This window comes from Methylobacterium sp. DB0501, assembly GCF_011043735.1.
GTDB lineage: Bacteria > Pseudomonadota > Alphaproteobacteria > Rhizobiales > Beijerinckiaceae > Methylobacterium > Methylobacterium alsaeris.
The window spans coordinates 1-16,233 of sequence record NZ_JAAKGV010000017.1 but is presented as its reverse complement, the minus strand read 5'-3'; the positions used below and the strand labels follow the sequence as shown (position 1 = coordinate 16,233).

The following is a 16,233-nucleotide window of genomic DNA, read 5'->3' as shown; positions in this document are numbered from 1 at the left end:
GGGCATGGCGTGGGAGAAGCGGCGCCATGCCGACTTTCCTCCTCTACGCCGCCGCCGCGCTCGCCGAGATCGCCGGATGCTTCTCGGTCTGGGCCTGGTGGCGGCTCGGCGCCTCGGCCTTCTGGCTGGTGCCGGGCATCCTGGCGCTCGGTGCCTTCGCGTTCCTGCTGGCCCTCGTCGAATCGGACGCCGCCGGCCGCGCCTTCGCGGCCTATGGCGGCATCTACATCGCGGCCTCGCTGCTCTGGCTGTGGGGCGCGGAAGGGCAGCGGCCGGACCGGTTCGATTGCGCCGGGGCGGTGCTGTGCCTTGCCGGGGCGGCCGTGATCGTGCTGGCGCCGCGTGGGTGAGCCCGGCATCGTCGGGGGCGAAACCGGATCACGTCGAGCACAGGGTCGGAATGGAAGGCCATGCGAGACGAGGCCGGACCGCGGACGCGCGACCGTGCCGGCCGAAAAACCGGACTGATCATGCCAGGACGGGATGCCGGACGCGACCGCGCGCCGACCGCACAATCTTCTCCGTCACGCCGTGATAGAAGAATATTTTGCTATCACACGGGTATATGAAAGATCGTTTTTCTTATATCCGCGCCATTCTTGCACCGCGGCAGGAGAATGCCCTAAGCGGACGCGACTTCTCCCGACGAACGGCCGGCCATGACCATCACGCGACGCAGCATCCTCGGGGCAGCCCCGGTCCTGGCGGCCAGCGCCGCTCTGGGTGGCGGCCGGGCTCTGGCACAGGGGCGCTCCGCGCCGCTGCGGGTCGGCGTCATCCCGATCCTCGCCGCCGCGCCGATCTATGTGGCCGAGAAGGAAGGCTGGCTGAAACAGGCCGGGCTGTCGCTCGGCATCACCACCTTCGAGTCCGGCCCGAACATGATCCAGGCGCTCGCCTCGGGCACGCTCGACGTCTACGTCGCCGGCGTCGCGCCGCTCGGCGTCGCGCGCTCCAAGGGGATCGACGTGAAGGTGGTGGCCGCCACCTCGGTCGAGGAGAACGTCGTCGTCGCCGGCCCCAAGCTCGCCCGCTTCGCCGAGAAGGGCGTCGCCCCGGCCGAGATATTCATGCGCTACCGCGAGTCCACCGGCACCCCGGCGCGGCTCGCGACCCAGCCCCTCGGCTCGGTGCCCAACACCACCCTGCAGCACTGGCTGTGGGAGGTGACGAAGGTCGACCCGAAGGACGTGACGATCGTCTCGATGGGGATCGACGCGACCCAGCAGGCGATCCTCGCCGGCGCGGTCGAGGGCGGCATCCTGCGCGAGCCCGCGGTCTCGATCGTCACCGGCCGCAACCCGGCGATCCGCCTGATGGCGCTCGGCGGCGAGATGTTCCCCAACCAGCCCGGCACCGTCGTGGCCGTCACGCGCGCTCTCCTCGACAAGGAGCCCGAGGCCGTGCAGGCGATCGTGACCGGGATCGTGCGGGCGGTCGCCCTGATCGGCCGCGAGCCGGACCGCGCCGCGCCGATCATCGAGGCGGCGCTCGGCAAGGGCCTCGTCGACACCGCCACCATCCGCCGGTCGCTGGCCTCGCCGGCGACGCACTTCACCGCCGATCCGCGCCCGATCGTCGAGCCGACGGCGGCGATGCAGCGCTACCAGGTGAAGATCGGCGCGCTCGACCGCGAGGTGCCCCTCGATGGGCTGTTCGAGCCGCGCTTCTACGAGCGCGCGGTCGCCGGCAAATAGAACGAAGCCCACCGATGCGATCCCGCCCCGCGGCGGCCTTGCTCCCGCTCGTGGGGCTTGCCGCCTTCTTCGCCCTGTGGGAGGCCGTGCCGCGGCTCGGCCTCGTCAACCCGGCCTTCCTGCCGCCGCCCTCGGTGCTGCCGGAGGCCTTCCTGCGCGAGCTGCGCTCCGGCCAGTGGCTGGCGGCGGTGACGGGGAGCCTCGGGCATTATCTGGCGGGCCTCGCCCTCGGCGTCGGGCTCGGCATCGCGGCCGGGACGCTGACGGGGATGTCGCGCACCGCGGAAGGGCTGACCGCCTGGGTGGTGCGGGTGTTGCGCCCGGTGCCGGGCCTCGCCTGGGTGCCGTTCGCGATCATCTGGTTCGGGGTCAGCCCGGAGGCGGCCCTGTTCATCGTCGCGATCGGGGTGTTCTGGATCGTCTATTTCGCGAGCCACGGGGCGATCCGCGGCGTCGACCGCGACCTGATCGAGCTCGCCGCCGCCTTCGGCTTCCGCTCGGCGCCCGAGCGGCTGGTCACGGTGGTGTGGCCGGCGGCGATGCCGGGGATTCTCGTGGGCGTGCGCACCGCCATCGGGCAGGCCTGGATGGCGGTGGTGGCCGCCGAGATCTTCGGCGTTGCGGGGCTCGGCCAGCGGATGATGCAGGCCTCGACGCTGCTCGCGACCGACATCGTGGTCGTCTACATGCTCACCATGGCGCTGCTCTACGGCGTGTTCGATGCCGGCTTCACCGCCCTCCAACGCTGGATCCTCCGATGGCGGGCCTGATCGCGATCCAGGGCCTCGCCCTCACCTTCACCCGCGACGGCAGCCGCACCACGGTGCTGTCGGGTCTCGACCTCGACATCGAGCCCGGCGAGTTCCTGGCGATCGTCGGCGCTTCGGGCGTCGGAAAGTCGACGCTCTTGCGCGTCATCGCCGATCTGGTGCGGCCGAGCGCCGGCACGGTCTCGGTCAGCGAGCCCGAGGCGGGCCGCCGGGCGGTCGCCCTGGTGTTCCAGGATTCGCGCCTGCTGCCCTGGCGCAGGGTCCTCGACAACGTCGCCTTCGGGCTCGAGAAGCTGCGTCTGCCCCGGGCCGAGCGGCGCCGGCGGGCGCTCGCGGCGCTGGAGCGGGTCGGCCTCGCGGATCTCGCCGGGCGCTGGCCGTTCCAGCTCTCCGGCGGCCAGCGGCAGCGGGTGTCGCTCGCCCGCGCGCTCGCGGTCGAACCGCACGTGCTCCTGATGGACGAGCCGTTCTCGGCCCTCGACGCGCTGACTCGTGAAAGCCTCCAGGACGCGCTCGCCGGGCTCTGCCGCGCCTCGGGCCAGACGGTCCTGTTCGTCACCCACGACATCGAGGAGGCGGTCTACCTCGCCGACCGGGTCGTGGTGCTGGCCGGCAGCCCGGGCCGGATCGTCGCCGCCCACCGGATCGCGGCGGCCCAGCCGCGCGACCGGGCGGCGCCGGAGCTGAAGGCGATGACGCAGGTGATCCGGGAGGAGCTGGTGGGGGCAGGAGTAAGTCCCACGGGTCACAAAGCCGCGTCCTGAAGAGGACCGAACTCGCCATCTCCCGACGTCGTCCCGAGGCTCGCCGCAGGCGAGGACCCGGGATGACGTGGAGGGTGGCAGGACTGTTCGGTTGAACAATCCTGATCGCTATCGCCGCAACCGGTTCCCCAGTACGAACCCGAACAGCCCCATCAGCACGATCCCAGTCCCCCCCTGGACCCCGACGAGCAGGTTGGTGACCCGGCCGACCGGCTTGATGCCGATCTCCGGCGGGTTCGCCGTCATCATGTTGAGGGCGCTGTAGCTCATGAGATCGAGGAGGTTGTAGGTCGCCGCCGTGCCGCCCTCCGGGATCAGCCCGCCGGTCAGGCCGTAGAGCCCGCCGAACACCACGATCAGGATCGCGAAGGCGCGAAACAGCCGCGACAGGCTCTCGCCGTAATCGCACAGCCATTCGACGAAATGGTCGGCGAGCCAGCGGTAGCCGTGGCGAAGGATGCCCTTGCGGTCGCGGTCGCCCCAGGCGGCGCGGAACAGGGCGCCGGCATGGAGGCGGCCCATCCGCCTCCGGCGGCGATAGGCCCAGCCGGCCTCGTCGTGGCTGCCGATGCTCTGGAAGTTCTGCTCCAGCGCGAGATAGCTCGCCTTCGCGGCCTCGTACTCGCCGGCCACCTCCTCGCCCACCGCCTCGCCGATCTGGGCGGCGCGAAACCGGGTGCCGTTGAGCCAGGCGCCGGCAAAGCGCGCGTGGCGCAGGCCGCAGGAGGAGAGGTCGAGCCGCACCAGGGTCGCGGCCGAGAGGTCGGCGCCCGACAAGTCCGCCCCGTCGAGCTTGGCCCCGGTGAGCACGGCGCTGCGCAGGCGCGAGCCGGTGAGCCGCGCCTTGGCCAGGCTCGCGCCCTCGAAATCGGCGTGGGTGAGGTTGGTGTCCGACAGGTTCACCTCGTCGAGGCGGGCGCCGCGGAACGTGGTGTAGTCGGCATCCGCCCCGGTGAAGTCGGCGCCCCACAGGTCGGCGCCGGAGAAGTCGGCGCCGTCGAGCAGGCTGCGGGGCAGGCGGGCGAAGCGTAAGGAGCCGTCGCGAAAATTCGCATCCTCCAGCATCGCCTCGGTGAAGTCGGCCTGGCCGCCGGCGACGCCGACGAAGCGGGCGCCGCTGAGATCGGCCTTGCCGAAATCCGCCTCCTCGATCAGCGCCCCGGTGAAGTCGGCCGAGCGGGCGAGCGCGCCCGAGAGCCGCGCCCGCTTCAGGATGGCGCCGGTGAGGTCGGCCTGTTCGAGGTCGCTGCCCGGGATCTCGGCCCCGGCCAGGTTCAGGCCCTGCCGCTCCGCGTCCCACCAGCCGGCGCCGCCGGCGAGCGGTGCGAGGTGGTCGCGGCTCAAGACTGCCCCGCGCAAGGAGAGGGGCCGGCCGTCGCGCCGCAAGGGGGCGCCGTCCTGGTCCGCGATCTCGGCGAGGAGCGCGCCGATGCGCGGGTCGAGCGGGGTTTGCGGCCGGGTGTTCACGGCCGAGTTGCGCCGATCGCGCGTGACGGGCCCGTCCATGCCATGGCGCACGCGTGTTCCTGAGGTTCGAGAGCGAGGCGGACCCAGCCACGATCCGACCGGGAATGCAACGGCGGGGCCAGGACCGGACCCTCGCCGGGACCGATCTCACATCTCCTGATGCAGCCGGATCCGCGCCTTGAAGGCCGCCCGGATATGGGTGCGCGCCGCCGCCTCGGCGCCGGCGCCGTCATGGGCGCGGATGCGGGCCACGATCGCCGCGTGCTCGTCGATCGAGGCCTCGGCCCGGTCGGCTTGCGCCAGGGTGGTGCCGGAGAGGAGCACCAGGGAGAGCCGCATCGTCTCCAGCGTGCCCTGCAGGAAGCGGTTATGGGCGCAGGCATGGATCTGGCGGTGAAACAGGCGGTTGGTGCGCGCGAGCGCCGCGGCGTCGCCGACGAGCCCGCGGTCGCGCTCGATCATCTCCTCCAGGATCTCGACCTCGATCGCGCTGGCATGGATCGCCGCGAGGCGGGCCGCCGTGCCCTCCAGCACCTCGCGCAGGTCGTAGAGCTCGGTGACCTGGGCATAGTCGAGCCGCGCCACGCTGGCGCCGCGATGCGGCTCGTGGCGCACCAGCCCCTGGGCCTCCAGCCGCGCCAGGGCCTCCCGCACCGGCGTGCGGCTGATCGCGAAGCGCTCGGCCAGCTCCGCCTCGCGCAGGCGGCTGCCGGGGGGCAATTCACCTTCCTCGATGGCGCCGAGCAGCCGGTCATAGGCGCTCTGGCCGCCACGCTGCTCCCCCGAACCCCGCTCCGTCATCCCGCCCGCATCCTTCCGGCCCGCCCGGGATGTGCGCGAGGGCGCTCGTCACGACAAGCCGGCAATCTTGCATACAATCGCATACAGTGGCATATCAGCGCCGGGGGGAACCGCCATGCAGACCGAATGGGACATCGTTGTCGTCGGATCCGGCAATGCCGCGATGAGCGCCGCCATCGCCGGACGCGAGCGGGGAAGCCGGGTCCTGGTGATCGAGAAGGCCGGGCCGGACCTCGCCGGCGGCAACACCGCCTACACGGCGGGGGCGATGCGCTTCGTCTATGACGGCGCCGACGACCTGCTGCCGCTGCTCGAAGACCCGAACGACCCGCGGCTGCCCGACACCGATTTCGGCGCCTATCCGGCCGAGCGCTTCGCCGCGGACCTCCTCGGCTTCAACGACGGCCGGCCCTTGAGCCGCGAGCAGCAGGCGTTGATCGCCGAGAGCTACGACGCCGTGCGCTGGCTCGCCTCGCGCGGGGTGAAGTTCGAGCCGATCTATTCCCGCCAATCCTTCGAGAAGGACGGGCGCCACGTCTTCTGGGGCGGCCTGACGCTGGCGACCCGGGGCGAGGGCCACGGCCTCGCCGAGGCCGAGCGCGCCGCCTTCGCGGCGCTTGGCGGCGAGATCCGCTACGATTGCGCCGCCGAGGCGCTGATCGTCGAAGCCGGCCGGGTCTGCGGCGTGCGTACGAGCGCGGGGGAGATCCGGGCGCGGGCGGTGGTGCTCGGCTGCGGCGGCTTCGAGGCCAATGCGGCGATGCGCGCCGAGTTCATCGGCTCGGGCTGGGACGAGGCCAAGGTGCGCGGCACGCCGCACAACCAGGGCGACGGGCTCGCCATGGCGTTCCGCCTCGGCGCGCGGCGCCACGGCTTCTACGGCGGCTGCCACGCCACGCCGATGGACCTGTTCACCCCGCCCTACGGCAACCTCGAGCTGCCGCATCTCGAGCGCAAGCATTACCGCAAGATCTGCTACTTCCTCGGCGTGATGCTCAACGCCAACGGCGAGCGTTTCGTCGACGAGGGCAAGGATTTTCGCAATTACACCTACGCCCAGTTCGGGCGCGCCATCATGGAGCAGCCCGGCCATGTCGCATGGCAGATCTTCGATGCCGCGGTCGATCCGCTGCTCTACAGCGAGTACCGGTTCAAGGACGCCCATTTCGTCGAGGCCGACACCCTGGACGCGCTGATCGACCGCCTCGACGGCCTGGAGGACAAGGCGCAGGCGCGGGCGACGATCGCGGCCTTCAACGAGGCGGTGGACGAGAGCGTCCCCTTCGATCCCACCGTGAAGGACGGGCGCGGCACGACGGGCCTCGCGCTGCCGAAATCGAACTGGGCGCGCCGGATCGAGGCCGGCCCGTTCAAGGCCTATCCGGTCACCGGCGGCATCACCTTCACGTATGGCGGCGTCGAGGTCGACGAGAACGGGGCGGTGCTGCACGAGAGCGGCGCCCCGATCCCCGGCCTCTACGCCTGCGGCGAGATGGTCGGCGGGGTGTTCTTCAACGGCTATCCGGGCGGCTCGGGCCTCACCTCCGGCGTGGTGTTCGGCAGGCGGGCCGGGAACGGGGCGGCGCGGGCGGCTTGAGCCGGCGCGGAGCAGGTCGACCTGACGGTCGTCACCCTCGCCGACGGCCGTGTCCTCACGCGCCTCATCGAGGACGCGGTCGGCAGCGTCGAGAACCCGATCCCGATGCCGATCTCGGGCGCAAGTTCGTCGACCTCGCCGAGGGCATCCGGCCGGCCGCGCAGAGCCGCCGGGTGATGGCGCCGGCCTGGAACGTCGGCCGGCTCACGGATGCGGGGGAGGTGGCCCGGGCGGCCGTGGTGCAAGGGCAGGCGGATCGGCGCTCACGCGCGAAGACGGGGACCGGTGTCGCCGTGCCCGCGCCTACGGGGTGCCGCGCCGAACGCGGGCCCAGCCGCCCAGCGCGGACCCGAGCAGGAATGCCGCGTAGTTCAGCGAGACGCCGACGACGATCACCACGAATACGTCGAGGTCGTTCCACGACAGGATGAGGGGACCGAGGAACGCGACGAACAGCCATGCGGCCCCCTTCAGGCTCGGTCGCGGCCGTTGAAACCCCAGCCTCCAACCCAGGAACGACCCGATCAGAGCCGCCATGACGGCCGAAACGAGCAGCAACTCTTCCTCCGCGGCACGATACCCGTCATGCAGGGCAGGGACGATCCCTTACGTCAACCCCGCCGCCGGCTCAAATCGCGGCAGCGAAGCTGTCACGCCTGGATGCCGGCCTCGGCCGCCCGATCGTCACTTCGCGCCGCCCGCACCTCGTCGAGGAAGGCCCGCGCCAGGCGCGACAGCGGCTCGGCCTCCGACCACAGCATGAAGGCCTCGACCGGCGTCGTCGGCACGAAGCGCCGCACCACCACCGGATGCGCGCCGCCCTGGGCGGGCGAGAACGGATCGACCACCGCGACGCCGACCCCGGCCCCGGCGAGCACGCAGGCGGTGTTGCAGTAGCGGACCTCCACGGCGGCGGCGAACGGCACGCCCGCCCGCGCGAAGGCGTCGCGCAATGCCTCGCCGAGGCGCGTGCCGCGCTCGAGCCCGATGAAGGGATGACGCGACAGGTCGGCCGGCGTGACCGAATCCCGCCCGCTCAGGGGATGGTCGGGCGCCATGACGCAGACCATCTCGCCCCGGTGCACGACCTCGTGGGCGATGCCGACATGGTTCGACAGGCCGAGCGCGAAGCCGAGCTCGGCGACCCGGCTGGTCACGCCCTCGATCACGCCCTCGTAGCGGCGCACGTCGAAGAACAGCCGGGTCTGCGGCCGCTGCCGCACGAAGGCGGCGAGCGCCCGGGGCAGGAGGCCGTAGGCCAGCGGCGGCGTCGCCATCAGGGCGAGGTGGCCGTGGCGGTTCTCGCGCAGGTCGCGCAGGCGGCCCTCGAGCTTGGCGTGGAGCGCGAAGATCGCCTCGCTCTCCTTGTAGAGCGTCATCGCCTCGGCGGTCGGAAACAACCGGTTGTTGATGCGGTCGAAGAGCGGGAAGCCGACCTGCGCCTCCATCGCCTTGAGGGCGTTGCTCACCGCCGGCTGCGACACCGCCAGCTCCTCGGCCGCCGCCAGGGTGGTGCGGTGCCGGACCACCGCCCGCAGGATCTCCAGCTGTCGCAGGTTCATCATCACTCCAGATTATAGTCCGGCGGAATTTATCATAATCTCCCAGATTGTGGAGGCGTAAGGAATGTGCATGATCGGGTATAGACCCCATCAACTCTCGCACAATGCTTGTAAATGCAGCATCGTGCCTGTTTCGAGGTCATGATGTCCCGTATCGTCACCGTCGCGGCCGCGCAGATGGGGCCGACCCAGCGCGCCGATTCCCGCGAGCACACCCTCGGCCGGCTGCTCCGCCTGCTCGACGAGGCGGCGGGACGCGGCGCCACGCTGGTGGTGTTCCCCGAACTCGCCTTCACGACCTTCTTCCCGCGCTGGCTGCTCGACGGCGACGACCTCGACGGATACTTCGAGCGCGCGATGCCGAATCCCGCCGTCCAGCCGCTCTTCGACCGCGCCCGGGAGCTCGGGGTCGGGTTCAACATCGGCTATGCCGAGCTGACGCCGGAGGGACAGCGCTTCAACAGCGCGATCCTGGTCCAGCCGGACGGGTCGATCCTCGGGCGCTACCGCAAGGTCCACCTGCCGGGCTCGGTCGAGCCGCGGGAAGGCGCGCGCTTCCAGCAGCTCGAGAAGCGCTACTTCTCCTACGGCGATACCGGCTTCCCGGCCTTCCGGGCCGGCGAGGCCTGGTCCGGCGCGATTCTGGGCATGATGATCTGCAACGACCGGCGCTGGCCCGAGGCCTGGCGGGTGCTGGGGCTGCAGGGCGTCGAGCTCGTCTGCGTCGGCTACAACTCGGCCGCCTACGACCCGAACGGCGGTACGAGCGAGGACGCGTCCTTGCGCACCTTCCACTCGACCCTGGTCGCCCAGGCCAACGCCTACATGAATGCCACCTGGGCGGTGACGGTGGCCAAAGCCGGCAACGAGGACGGCTCAGGGTTGATCGGCGGCTCCTGCATCGTCGATCCCGACGGGCGGATCGTGGCGCAGACCAGGACCCTCGGCGACGAGGTGGTGGTGGCCGAATGCGACCTCGATCGCTGCCGGCAGGGCAAGGACAAGATGTTCAATTTCGGCCAGCACCGGCAGCCGGCCCAGTACGGGCCGATCACCGAGCGGGCCGGCGTGATCGAGCCGCCGCACCCGGCGCCCTCCGCGGCGGCCTGACCCCGCAGCCTCCCCGGCCACCGACGAGGGATCCATGACGAGCGGACGCGCCCTCGCGGAGGGCTTTCCCGATCTCACCGGCCTGCCGACCGCCCGGCGGACGCATTGGGGCCGCTGGATCGCCGCAGGCCTGATCCTGGCCGTGCTGGCGCTGATCGGGCGCGCCTTCGCGGAAGGACAGATCGAGTGGGCCTATGTCGGCCGCTTCCTCACCGTGCCGGTGATCCTGCGGGGCATCGCCAATACCCTGGTGATGGCCGTCCTGGCGATGAGCCTCGGCATCGCGCTCGGCCTCGTCGTCGCGGTGATGCGGCTCTCGCCCAACCCGGTGCTGAAGGGGGTGGCCGCCGGCTACACCTGGCTGTTTCGCGGCACGCCGCTGATCCTGCAGCTGCTGCTGTGGTTCAACCTGGCGCTGGTGTTTCCCGTCATCGGCATCCCGGGCCTGTGGTCGGTGAAGTCGGTCGAGGTGATGACGCCGTTCCTGGCGGCTTTGCTGGGCTTGGGGATCAACCAGGGCGCCTATACCTCGGAGGTGATGCGTGCCGGCCTGCTCTCGGTCGATGCCGGGCAGTCGGAGGCCGCGCAGGCGATCGGCATGGGCCGGATGAAGGCCCTCCGTCGCATCATCCTGCCCCAGGCGATGCGGGTGGTGCTGCCGCCTCTCGGCAACGAGTTCATCGGCCTCGTCAAGGCGACCTCGCTGGCCAGCGTGATCCAGTACCCGGAAGTGCTGCACGCCGCCGAGAACATCTACTACGCCAATTCCCGGGTGATCGAACTGCTGATCGTCGCCGGCCTCTGGTACCTGCTGGTCGTGTCGGCCCTGACGCCGCTGCAGATGCTGCTGGAGCGCCGCTTCGCCCGTGGCACCGCGAGGCCCGGCCGATGACCGACCGTCCGCTCGTCGCCTTCCGCCGCGTCTCGAAGAGCTTCGGCACCTTCAAGGCGCTCGACGACGTCTCGCTCGACGTGCGCGCCGGCGAGGTGATGTGCCTGATCGGCGCCTCGGGCTCGGGCAAGACCACGCTCCTGCGCTGCGTCAACCAGCTCACCCGGATCGATTCCGGCGGCATCTGGCTCGACGGCGAGTTGCTGGGCCTGCGCGAATCCGGCGGCCGGCTCCACGCCTTGAGCGAGCGCGAGGTGGCGCGCCAGCGCCTCAGGACCGGCATGGTGTTCCAGCGCTTCAACCTCTTCCCGCACAAGACGGCGCTCGAGAATGTCACCGAGGGGCCGATCCAGGTCCAGGGCCGCCGGCCGGCGGAGGTGCGGGACGAGGCGGTGGCGCTGCTCGCCCGGGTCGGCCTCGCCGCCAAGGCCGGCAGCTACCCGTCCCAGCTCTCGGGCGGCCAGCAGCAGCGCGTCGCGATCGCCCGTGCGCTCGCCATGAAGCCGCAGCTGATGCTGTTCGACGAGCCGACCTCGGCCCTCGACCCCGAACTCGTCGGCGAGGTGCTGGCGGTGATGCGCGAGCTTGCCCGCTCCGGCATGACCATGATGGTCGTCACCCACGAGCTGGGCTTTGCCCGCGAGGTCGCCGACACGGTCGTCTACATGGACCAGGGCGCGATCGTCGAGACGGGCACGCCCGCCGAGGTTCTGGGCGTGCCGCGCGAGGCGCGCACCCGCAGCTTCCTCTCGGCAGTGATCGGATGAGTTTTCTCGAAGGTTCACGAGGAGGTTTTCGGTGAAGCGCCTGATCGCGATCGGTCTCATCAGCCTGTCGACCGCCGCTGCGGCGGCGCAGGACGCGCCAAGGGCGGCCCTGCCGCCGGACGTGGTCAAGAGCGGCACGCTCAAGGTCGCGATCGTGCCGAACTACCCGCCGATGGAGTTCAAGGACCCGGCGACCGGCCAGCTCACCGGCTTCGACGTCGATCTCGGCGACGCGCTGGCCAAGAAGCTCGGGGTCAAGCTCGCCTGGCAGGAGACGAGCTTCGACCAGATGATGCCGGCGCTCAGCACGGGACGGGTCGACATGATCCTCTCCGGCATGACCGACCTCGCGACACGCCACGAGACCGCGACCTTCGTCGATTACCTGCGCAGCGGCCCGCAATTCTTCGTCCGCAAGGCCCGCGAGGGGGAGTTCAAGGACATGAGGTCCTTGTGCGGCAAGAAGGCCGGGGCGAGCCGGCGCACCTCGTTCCCGCGGGAGATCGCCGCCTGGAGCGAGCAGAACTGCAAGGACGACCCGGTTGTGTTCGTCGGCACCGAGGGCTCGGCCGACGCCCGCACCCAGCTCAAGCAGGGCCGCATCGACGCCGCCGTCCAGGGCAACGAGACGCTGCCCTACGTGATGGGGCTGGAGCCCGACACCTACCTCTCCGTCGGCACCCCGATCGCCCTGCAATATACCGGCATCGCGATTCCCGTGAAGGAGACCGGCCTGCAGCGGGCCATGGCCGGCGCCCTCGACGCGCTGATCGCCGACGGAACCTACAAGGCGCTCCTGGAGAAGTGGAAGCTCACCGAGAACGGCGTCGACAAGGCGGCGATCAATGGCGGGAAGTAGTCCGGAATCGCAGGAATTCCCGACGACGGCAGAACCATTCCGCCGTGTTCTGCACCGCCTGCGCGTCTGGATTCCGGATTCCTGCCTGCGGCGAGCCCCGGGATGACGGAGAGATCCTCTGAATGATGGATGTTCACCCGATCGGCCGCGCGATCGGGCCTCATAACGACCGACACCGATGAGTCCGCCATGAACCGCGCCGCCCTCGACAGCATCCCGCTCACCCCCGCCAATCTCGCCCCGCCGGCCCCCGATTATCCCTGGCCCGCGCCCTACCGCTCGGCGATGTTCCTCTCCTTCGACGTCGATGCCGAGAGCGCCTGGACCAGCAAGGACGCGGCCCATGCCGAGCGTCTGGTCACCATGAGCTACGGCGCCTACGAGGCGCGGGTCGGGACGCCGAAGCTCCTCGAACTCCTCGACCGGCTCGACCTCAAGGGGACGTTCTTCATCACCGGCTGGGCCGTCGACGCCTATCCGGCGATGGCCGAGGCGATCATGCGGGCCGGCCACGAGATCGGCCATCACGGCTACCACCACCTCATGCCGGATCCGGGCGCGCCCTTCATCGAGGAAGAGGTGGAGCGCGGCTTCGAGACCCTGAAGCGCCGCCTCGGCGTGGTGCCGACGGGCTACCGCGCCCCCTACGGCGAGTTCACCGAGGGCCTGCGCCAGATCCTGGTGAAGCACGGCATCGTCTACACCTCGTCGTTCCGCGACGACGTGCGGCCCTATCGCCACGTCCTCACGGATGGCCGCCCCGGCCCGATCGAGCTGCCGGTGACGGCGAGCTACGACGACTGGATGCACGGCCTCTCGACCCGCTTCAGCCCGCGCTCGATCTTCCCGAAGGAACACGTCCTGTCGCTGTGGAAGGACGAGCTCGACGAGGTCCGCGACTGGGGCGCGATGGTGACGACGGTGCTGCACCCGCAATGCAGCGGCCGGCCGATGCGCCTGCGCCTTTTGCGCGAGTTCCTGACCTACGCGAAAGGCTGCCCCGACCTCTGGATCACCACCGGCGCGGCGATCGCCGAGAACTTCTTGAAGTACGAGCGGGCGGCGTGACCACGGTTGCCCTCTTCGGCTCCTGGATCCTCACCCGCCGGGACGGTTCGCCCCGCATCGAGCGCGACCGCTGGGTGCTGATCGAGGGCACCCGCATCGCCGCGATCACGCCGGACCGGCCGGCGGCCGACACGATCGACGACCGGCCGGGCCGCCTCGTGCTGCCGGGCCTGATGAACCTGCACAACCATTGCTTCAGCGAGGCGATCGCCCGATCGCATACCGAGGACGGGCGGGGGCGGACAGGGGGCAAGAGCATCGTCTACACGGTGCTGCTGCCGCTCTCGAAGATCGCGCTGACCGTCCTCACGCCGCAGGAGCGCCGGGCGGTCGCCCGGCTCGGCATCCTGCAGCTCCTGAAGGGCGGCGCCACCACGGTGATGGAGCCGTTCCGGAACGGCATCCCCGAGATGTTCGAGGCGGCCGAGGAGATGGGCCTGCGTTTCTACGGCGCGCCCTACCTGTTCTCGACCGCCGACGCCAGGGCCGGCCCGGACGGGCGCGTGTCCTATGCCGGCGACGACGGCGCCGCCGACCTCGCGGCGTGGAACGCGCTCCATGCCCGCTGGGAGGGCAGGGCGGAAGGGCGCATCCGCCTCGCCATGAGCCCGCACGCCACCGACACCTGCGGCCCCGATCTCCTGCGCGCCTGCGCCGCCCGGGCGCGGGAACTCGGCGTCCCGATCACCACCCATCTCGCCCAGAGCGACGACGAGGTCGCGACCATCCGGGCCCGGCACGACGGGCGCAGCCCGGCGGAATACCTCGACTGGCTCGGCCTGCTGGCGCCGGACCTGCTGGCCGCCCACTGCATCGCCAGCAGCGACGACGACCTGCGCCTGATGGCGGCGCGGGGCGCCACGGTGCTGAACTGCCCGCGAGTCTTCGCCCGGGCTGGGCGCACCGCCGCCTTCGGGCGCTTCGCCGGCCACGGGATCCGCACGCTGGTCGGCACCGACGGCTACAACATGGACCTGCTCGGCGAACTCAACGCCGCCTCGCTGATCTCGAAGATCGCCGCCGGCCGGGCCGAGGCGGCGGAGTCCGCCGCCCTCGTCGACGCGGTGACGGGCGAGGCCGCCGCGGCGATCGGGCGGCCCGATCTCGGCGTGCTGGCGCCGGGCGCCAAAGCCGACCTGACGGTGGTGGACATGACCCACCCCCACCTGCAACCCTTGCACGATCCGTTGCGGGCCCTGATCGCGCTCGCCAACCGCGCCAACATCGCCCAGGTGATCGTCGACGGCCGGGTCCTCGTCGATGACGGCCGCTACCTCGCCGGCGACGAGGCGGCGATCACCCGCGAGGGCGCCGCCGCGATCGAGCGGATCTGGGACCTGCCGGAGGCCCGCGCCGCCTTCGCAGAGGCCTGACCTCACGCAAGATCGAGTGCCCGCATCGCCTCCGCCACCCTGGTCCGGGCCTCCGCGCCGAGCGGCAGGATCGGCCGCGGCGGCGCGGCCTGGGTCAGGTCGAGGAGGTTGGCGCAGGCGTAAGTGACCCGCAGGCTGGAGAACTCGCGGAACAAGGCCCAGAGCGGTTCGAGCCGGGCATCGAGCCGGCGCGCCTCCGTCACATCCCCGGCCCGCAGGGCGCGGACGATCGCGACGGCCACCTCGGGAAACAGCCCGGCGACTACGCTGTACCAAGCCTCCGCGCCGGCGATCAGCGCCTCGGTCGCGAGCCAGTCGCCGCTCGTGCCGATGGAGAAGTCCGGCGGCACGGCGGCGCGCAGCTCGGCGAGGTGCCCGGCCACCGCCTCCGGCGCTTGGCCCGGGCTCTTCACCGCGACGATCCCCGGTACCCGGCTCAGCCGGCCGACCAGGGCCGGACTGAACCGGAAATGCGTGGTCGAGGGATTGTCGTAGAGGCAGAGCGGCAGGCCGCTCTCGCGGGCGACGGCGGCGCAATGCTCGAACACCTCGTCGTCGGTGAGGGGCGTATAGGACATCGCGGCGAGCAGCCCGGCCGCGGCCCCCTCCGCCCGCGCATCCTGTGCCAGCCGCACCGCCGCGTCGGTCCGCAGCGCGCCGATGCCGACGAGGATCGGTATGCGGCCCGCCGCCTCGTCGAGGGCGGCCCGAAGCGCCCGGCGGCGCTCCTCCCGGGAGAGGTAGGGGTAGGATCCCGTGCTGCCGAGGAGACCGATCGAATCGACGCCGGCCGCGCAGAGGCGGGCGACGAGGCGGCGCAGGGCCGGCAGGTCGACTCGGCCGCCCTCGTCCATGGGCGTGATGGGAAAGGCGGACAGGCCGGAGAAGCACATGGGATCTGATTGTCCTGCCGGTTCAGGCGGCGGCGCCGACCGCCTCGGTCAGGGTGGCCAATACCGGCAAACCGGCTCAGCTCCTACGACCAGTTCCTCGCGATCACGCTGGGCCAGTCAGGGCGATGGCCCCGGATTCGGCTCGCGGGGAGGGCAGATGGTCCTAACACGAAAAACCCCGCCGGGCAGACCCGGCGGGGTTTTTCGTATGGTTGGTTGCGGGGACAGGATTTGAACCTGTGACCTTCAGGTTATGAGCCTGACGAGCTACCGGGCTGCTCCACCCCGCGCCAGGGTGCGATCTGCCTCGTGTTGAGGGAACGTGACGTGCTTGGCAGGTCTGGCGGTGACCGACTCTCCCGTGTCTTGAGACACAGTACCATGGGCGCTGGGGCGGTTAACGGCCGAGTTCGAGATGGGATCGGGTTCTGATCACCCCGCTCAGACCACCAGACCGGCCAAGCACGTTCGTCCAGCAAGCATTCGTTCTGTGGCAGCCGCTCGGCTGCGTCAGGCGTCTTCATCGTGTCGTGGTGTCGGGGTTGATCCGGACACGGATCATGAGAGCGATCAAGCCGATCGAGCGATTAGTACTGGTCAGCTCAGCGCGTTA

16 protein-coding genes, 1 tRNA gene and 1 rRNA gene are annotated in these 16,233 nt (G+C 70.9%); 11 read left to right on the top strand and 7 right to left on the bottom strand.

The genetic code is table 11. From position 1 onward, the window contains the following. The first annotated feature begins 26 nt into the window (after positions 1-26). From G4G93_RS22970 to G4G93_RS22955, 4 genes are all read left to right on the top strand, one after another. On the top strand, positions 27-350 hold the full coding sequence (locus G4G93_RS22970) for a YnfA family protein (RefSeq protein ID WP_165087498.1): 324 nt from the start codon (positions 27-29) through the stop codon (positions 348-350). Between the two features lie 309 nt (positions 351-659). After that, the gene (locus G4G93_RS22965) at positions 660-1,697 is read left to right on the top strand and encodes an ABC transporter substrate-binding protein (protein WP_165087496.1); all 1,038 of its coding nucleotides are present in this window, start codon (positions 660-662) and stop codon (positions 1,695-1,697) included. A 14-nt stretch (positions 1,698-1,711) separates the two neighbouring features. Beyond that, on the top strand, positions 1,712-2,467 hold the full coding sequence (locus tag G4G93_RS22960) for an ABC transporter permease (RefSeq protein WP_048435136.1): 756 nt from the start codon (positions 1,712-1,714) through the stop codon (positions 2,465-2,467). Then, on the top strand, positions 2,455-3,231 hold the full coding sequence (locus tag G4G93_RS22955) for an ABC transporter ATP-binding protein (RefSeq protein ID WP_165087494.1): 777 nt from the start codon (positions 2,455-2,457) through the stop codon (positions 3,229-3,231). The genes G4G93_RS22960 and G4G93_RS22955 overlap by 13 nt, the downstream gene beginning before the upstream one ends. Before the next feature lie 108 nt (positions 3,232-3,339). On the opposite strand, the gene G4G93_RS22950 is transcribed toward G4G93_RS22955, so the two are convergent. Continuing rightward, a complete protein-coding gene (locus tag G4G93_RS22950) occupies positions 3,340-4,749 on the bottom strand; it encodes a pentapeptide repeat-containing protein (RefSeq protein WP_312892219.1) in 1,410 nt (469 codons plus the stop codon). 96 nt (positions 4,750-4,845) lie between these two features. Next, complete coding sequence (locus tag G4G93_RS22945) at positions 4,846-5,499, bottom strand: GntR family transcriptional regulator (protein WP_165087492.1); 654 nt, start codon at positions 5,497-5,499, stop codon at positions 4,846-4,848. A 115-nt stretch (positions 5,500-5,614) separates the two neighbouring features. On the opposite strand from G4G93_RS22945, the gene tcuA reads away from it, so the two are divergent. Further along, on the top strand, positions 5,615-7,096 hold the full coding sequence (gene tcuA, locus G4G93_RS22940; protein ID WP_165087491.1) for an FAD-dependent tricarballylate dehydrogenase TcuA: 1,482 nt from the start codon (positions 5,615-5,617) through the stop codon (positions 7,094-7,096). 303 nt (positions 7,097-7,399) lie between these two features. Here the strand turns inward: tcuA and G4G93_RS22930 are convergent, their stop codons facing one another. Both G4G93_RS22930 and G4G93_RS22925 read right to left on the bottom strand, forming a co-directional pair. Next, positions 7,400-7,654, bottom strand: coding sequence for a hypothetical protein (locus tag G4G93_RS22930; RefSeq protein WP_165087489.1), 255 nt, complete (start codon positions 7,652-7,654; stop codon positions 7,400-7,402). A gap of 92 nt (positions 7,655-7,746) precedes the next feature. Then, a complete protein-coding gene (locus tag G4G93_RS22925; RefSeq protein WP_165087488.1) occupies positions 7,747-8,658 on the bottom strand; it encodes a LysR family transcriptional regulator in 912 nt (303 codons plus the stop codon). 144 nt (positions 8,659-8,802) lie between these two features. Between G4G93_RS22925 and G4G93_RS22920 the strand changes: the two genes are divergently transcribed. The 6 genes from G4G93_RS22920 (at position 8,803) to G4G93_RS22895 (ending at position 14,727) form a co-directional block, all read left to right on the top strand. Next, positions 8,803-9,768: an N-carbamoyl-D-amino-acid hydrolase gene (locus G4G93_RS22920; RefSeq protein WP_165087486.1), complete on the top strand. Its 966-nt coding sequence runs from the start codon at positions 8,803-8,805 to the stop codon at positions 9,766-9,768. Positions 9,769-9,802: 34 nt separating this feature from the next. Beyond that, complete coding sequence (locus tag G4G93_RS22915) at positions 9,803-10,660, top strand: amino acid ABC transporter permease (RefSeq protein WP_165087484.1); 858 nt, start codon at positions 9,803-9,805, stop codon at positions 10,658-10,660. After that, positions 10,657-11,427, top strand: coding sequence for an amino acid ABC transporter ATP-binding protein (locus tag G4G93_RS22910; RefSeq protein ID WP_165087483.1), 771 nt, complete (start codon positions 10,657-10,659; stop codon positions 11,425-11,427). The genes G4G93_RS22915 and G4G93_RS22910 overlap by 4 nt, the downstream gene beginning before the upstream one ends. 31 nt (positions 11,428-11,458) lie before the next feature. Then, a complete protein-coding gene (locus tag G4G93_RS22905) occupies positions 11,459-12,286 on the top strand; it encodes an ABC transporter substrate-binding protein (RefSeq protein ID WP_165087481.1) in 828 nt (275 codons plus the stop codon). Positions 12,287-12,475: 189 nt separating this feature from the next. Further along, the gene (locus G4G93_RS22900) at positions 12,476-13,354 is read left to right on the top strand and encodes a polysaccharide deacetylase family protein (protein WP_165087479.1); all 879 of its coding nucleotides are present in this window, start codon (positions 12,476-12,478) and stop codon (positions 13,352-13,354) included. After that, positions 13,351-14,727, top strand: coding sequence for an amidohydrolase family protein (locus tag G4G93_RS22895; RefSeq protein WP_165087478.1), 1,377 nt, complete (start codon positions 13,351-13,353; stop codon positions 14,725-14,727). The genes G4G93_RS22900 and G4G93_RS22895 overlap by 4 nt, the downstream gene beginning before the upstream one ends. A gap of 2 nt (positions 14,728-14,729) precedes the next feature. Here the strand turns inward: G4G93_RS22895 and G4G93_RS22890 are convergent, their stop codons facing one another. The 3 genes from G4G93_RS22890 to rrf all read right to left on the bottom strand — a co-directional run bounded on the left by G4G93_RS22890 (position 14,730) and on the right by rrf (position 16,074). Next, positions 14,730-15,620: a dihydrodipicolinate synthase family protein gene (locus G4G93_RS22890; protein WP_165087477.1), complete on the bottom strand. Its 891-nt coding sequence runs from the start codon at positions 15,618-15,620 to the stop codon at positions 14,730-14,732. 213 nt (positions 15,621-15,833) lie between these two features. Beyond that, positions 15,834-15,910 (bottom strand) — tRNA-Met (locus tag G4G93_RS22885). Between the two features lie 48 nt (positions 15,911-15,958). After that, positions 15,959-16,074: ribosomal RNA gene (gene rrf / locus G4G93_RS22880) — 5S ribosomal RNA — on the bottom strand. Positions 16,075-16,233 lie beyond the last annotated feature (159 nt).